Here is a 4,027-nt window from a genome sequence, read left to right as displayed (position 1 = left end):
TACCTGGAGCATATCCACAAAGCGGCCGCCGATATCCGCGACTACGTGGACGGACTCGACAAGGCCGCGTTTCTGGAGGATCGGCGAACACAGCAGGCCGTGATCCTGAATCTCCTCATCATCGGCGAGGCCGCCGGCCGGATCATGGACCGCTATCCAGCGTATGCAGCCGACCATCCAGACGTGCCTTGGAAAGCCATGCGTGGTATGCGGAACCGGCTTGCTCACGGGTATTTCGACATTAACCTCGACATCGTTTGGGAGACGGCCCTCTCGGCGATCCCGGCGTTGATTGACCGTCTCCCTTCTGGGGCAAGCCCCCATTGACCCCCGCCGCCTCCCGCGCTTGAGTGGGCGTCCTGCCCCGCTCCGCCCGCGCACAGGACCTCGCCCGCCATGACGCACCAGACCGCGCTGACCTATCCCGACGCCCTGATCCGCCAGATCCTGGCCGACGTGAAGACCATCGCCATGGTCGGCACCTCGGCGAACTACAACCGGCCCAGCTACTTCGTCATGAAGTACCTGATCGAGAAGGGCTATCGGGTGATCCCGGTCAACCCGACCCAGGCCGGCAACACCATCCTGGGCGAGACGGTGTACGCCAGCCTCGCCGACGTGCCCGAGCCCATCGACATGGTGGATATCTTCCGGGGCTCGGAGGCCGCGGGCGGCGTGGTGGACGAGGCCCTCGCCGTGGCCGCCGACAAGGGCATCAAGGTGGTGTGGATGCAGCTTTCCGTGCGCAACGACGCGGCGGCCGCACGCGCCGAGGCCGCCGGCCTGACCGTCATCATGGACCGCTGCCCGAAGATCGAATACGGCCGGCTGGGGGGCGAACTGGGCTGGTACGGCGTGAACTCGGGCGTCATCAGTTCGCGGGCCAAGCGCGCCCCCGGCCATGGCGAAGGCGCCGCCGGCAAGACCGACTACGGCTTTTCCACCCGCGCCATTCATGCTGGCGCGGCGCCCGACCCCACCACCGGCGCCCGCGCCACCCCCATCTTCCAGACCACGTCCTACGTGTTCGACGATGTCGACCAGGCCGCCAGCCGGTTCAACCTGCACAACTTCGGCCATGTCTACGCGCGGCTGTCGAACCCCACCGTCTGCGTCCTCGAAGAACGCATCGCCAACCTGGAGGGCGGCCGCGCGGCGTGCTGCGCCGCCTCCGGCCACGCGGCGCAGTTCCTGACCTTCTTCACCCTGCTGGAGCCGGGCGACGAGTTCCTGGCCGCGCGCAACCTGTACGGCGGCTCGATCACCCAGTTCGGGCTGTCGTTCAAGAAGCTGGGTTGGACCTGCCATTTCGTCGATCCGACCGACCCGGAGAACTTCCGCCGCGCCCTGACCGAGAACTGCAAGGCCATCTTCCTGGAGGTTCTGGCCAATCCCGGCGGCATCGTCGTGGACGTGGAGCGCGTCGCCGAGATCGCGCGCGAGGCCGGCATCCCGTTGATCGTCGACAACACCATGGCCACGCCCGCGTTGTGCCGGCCGATCGAGTGGGGCGCGGACATCGTCACCCACTCGACCACCAAGTTCCTGTCCGGCCACGGCAACGCGCTGGGCGGGGCGATCGTCGAGTCGGGGCGGTTCGACTGGGCGGCCAGCGGCAAGTTTCCCTCCCTGGCCAAGCCGGAGCCGGCCTATCACGGCCTGACCTTCTACGAGACCTTTGGCGATTTCGCGTTCACCACCAAGGCCCGGGCGGTGGCCCTGCGCGATTTCGGCCCGACGCTGAGCCCGCAGAACGCGTTCCTGACCCTGATGGGCATCGAGACCCTGCCCCTGCGGATGCGCCAGCATGTCGCCAACGCCCAATCGGTGGCCGAGTATCTGGCCGGTCATCCCAAGGTGGCCTGGGTCTCCCACGCCGGTCTTCCGGACTCGCCCTACAGGGCGCTGGCGGAAAAGTACCTGCCGGGCGGGCCGGGCGCGGTGTTCACCTGCGGGCTAAAGGGCGGGTTCGAGGCCGGGGTGAAGGTGGTGGAGGGCGTCAACGTCTTCAGCCATCTCGCCAACATCGGCGACACGCGCAGCCTGATCCTGCACCCGGCGTCCACCACCCATCGCCAGCTCACCGACGAACAGCGGGCGGCGGCCGGCGCCGGTGACGACGTCCTGCGGCTGTCCATCGGGCTGGAGGATGCCGCCGACCTGATCGCCGACCTCGACCAGGCGCTGGATGGCGTGTGAGCTGCAGTCGGTACGCGGCAACGGCCGACTCCACTCAGGGCGCGCGATAAGGTCAACGTGAGGCATGTGAAACTTAATGCGCGCATTCCTTGCCAGTCGCAGCGCCATGTTGTGATACCGGGCGACCGAAGTCTTGACTCCTCCCCATTCGCCGGGCGCGGTGCCGGCGCGGGAGATCCCTCGGCTCGCTTCGCTCGCTCGGGATGACGTATGTTTTTGTTTTTTATAAACTTATCCGTCATCCCGAAGCGTCCGTCAGGACGCGAGGGATCTCCCAAGGTCGTGTGCCGACGGTCCGGAAACCGTGTCACGATTTCCGTCGCTTGGTATGACGCCAAAATCACAGTCCTGACGCAAGACTGTGGATTCCTTTAGCCGATCCCCCCGCCGGTGATGGGGCTGCGTGACGATTGGTCGCAATCCCTGCCACGACACCAACGGGCCTCCGTCGTGTAGCCCGCAATACCCGACCTCGGCGCTTTCCCTCGCCGAGCCGCTCGTGTAGTATGGATTTGAAAGAAATCGGCGGCGGTTGGGTCTATATCCAAAGGCCAGTGTGACTGACTTTTGAGGACCTTGGCCGGCGGATGAGTCATGCTCAATCCACCAAGTCCGCTGGCGATTCTTGCTCATTTTGGGGATTGCCCCGTTTCTTGTCGCCCTGCCGCCACAGGGAGCCGCCATGATCACGCTCACAGACCCGTTGGCCCCGTTTGCCTTGTTCGAGGGCGTGAGCGAAAACGTCCGCATCACCTTGGCACGGTTGTGCACGCACCGGACGTTCGCGCCGCGTCAGGTGATCTGCGACGTCAACAGCCCCGATCGGGACGTCATGTTCATTCTCGAGGGAACCGTCACGGTCTCCAGCTATTCCAGCAGCGGTCGCGAAATCGCCTTCGCCGAGTTGGCGGCCGGGCAGTACTTCGGCGAGATCGCCGCCATCGACGGCCGGCACCGTTCGGCCGCCGTGACGGGGCGGACGAAGGGATCGCTGCTCGTCATGTCCGGGGACCAGTTCGGCCTGATGCTGCGACAGCATCCGGACATCGCGTGGCGCGTGATGGTGCGCCTGACCGACTTGATCCGCCGCACCAACGATCGCCTGCAAAGCTTCTCGACCCAGAGCGTCACACAAAGGGTCAGCCAGGAACTGCTCAATCTGTGCAAGCCGAGTCAGGCCGTCCCGGGCACCTTCATCATCTACCCGACGCCGACCCAAGCGGAACTCGGCACCCGGATTGGCGCCAGCCGCGAGACCGTGGCCCGCGTGCTTCTGGATCTGGCGCAGGACGGCATCGTCATCCGCAAGGGTCGCACGCTGAACATTCCCGATCGCGAGCGCCTGACGGCCCTGGTGGAGGGCCTGCGGGGCGGCCTGCAGACCAAGGTGGCGTGAGACCGCCGGCTCTCCTCACCGCTTGCCCAATAGGCGGTCCACCTGCTCCTGCGTCAGACCCGGGCCACCGGCGCCGAGCGGTTCCCCGGCCCGGCCAACCGCCGCCGACATCTCACCAGCAGCGGAGTCGACGCGCAGGGTCCCGGGTGGCAGCGCGGTCAGGTTGGACAGCAGCGCCCGCACCCGGCGCAGCCGCTGGTCCGTGATGTCATAGACCGCGCAGCATTCCATGACGGCCTCGATGCGCAGGCGCGTGGCTGGGTCCTCGGCCCGGTCCAGCAACAACTCGGCAAGCCCCATGATGCGGGCCGCCGCCCGTTCCTGCTCGCTGACGGCCGCGTCGATCTGCTCCACCGCCACGCGCAACGCCGTGTCGATGGCCGCCGGGTCGTTCCTGACCGAGGCCGCCCATCCGGACCCGCGCGCCATGTG

Annotated in this window: 4 protein-coding genes; 3 read left to right on the top strand and 1 reads right to left on the bottom strand. The window is 66.7% G+C overall.

The genetic code is table 11. The features are described from left to right. From Q0309_RS02190 to Q0309_RS02175, 3 genes are all read left to right on the top strand, one after another. Window positions 1–327, top strand: a 327-nt coding sequence (locus tag Q0309_RS02190) for a DUF86 domain-containing protein (protein WP_299436987.1), incomplete at its 5' end; no start/stop codon positions are given. A gap of 69 nt (window positions 328–396) precedes the next feature. Continuing rightward, window positions 397–2,199, top strand: coding sequence for an O-acetylhomoserine aminocarboxypropyltransferase (locus Q0309_RS02180; protein ID WP_366940546.1), 1,803 nt, complete (start codon window positions 397–399; stop codon window positions 2,197–2,199). A 682-nt stretch (window positions 2,200–2,881) separates the two neighbouring features. Next, the gene (locus Q0309_RS02175) at window positions 2,882–3,595 is read left to right on the top strand and encodes a Crp/Fnr family transcriptional regulator (RefSeq protein WP_299436985.1); all 714 of its coding nucleotides are present in this window, start codon (window positions 2,882–2,884) and stop codon (window positions 3,593–3,595) included. A gap of 15 nt (window positions 3,596–3,610) precedes the next feature. Here Q0309_RS02175 and Q0309_RS02170 read toward each other — a convergent pair. Beyond that, on the bottom strand, window positions 3,611–4,027 hold a 417-nt coding region (locus tag Q0309_RS02170; protein ID WP_299436983.1), incomplete at its 5' end, for a hypothetical protein.

The organism is uncultured Rhodospira sp. (genome assembly GCF_937138205.1).
Classification (GTDB): Bacteria; Pseudomonadota; Alphaproteobacteria; order Rhodospirillales; family Rhodospirillaceae; genus Rhodospira.
This window is presented reverse-complemented; position numbering and strand designations above follow the sequence as displayed.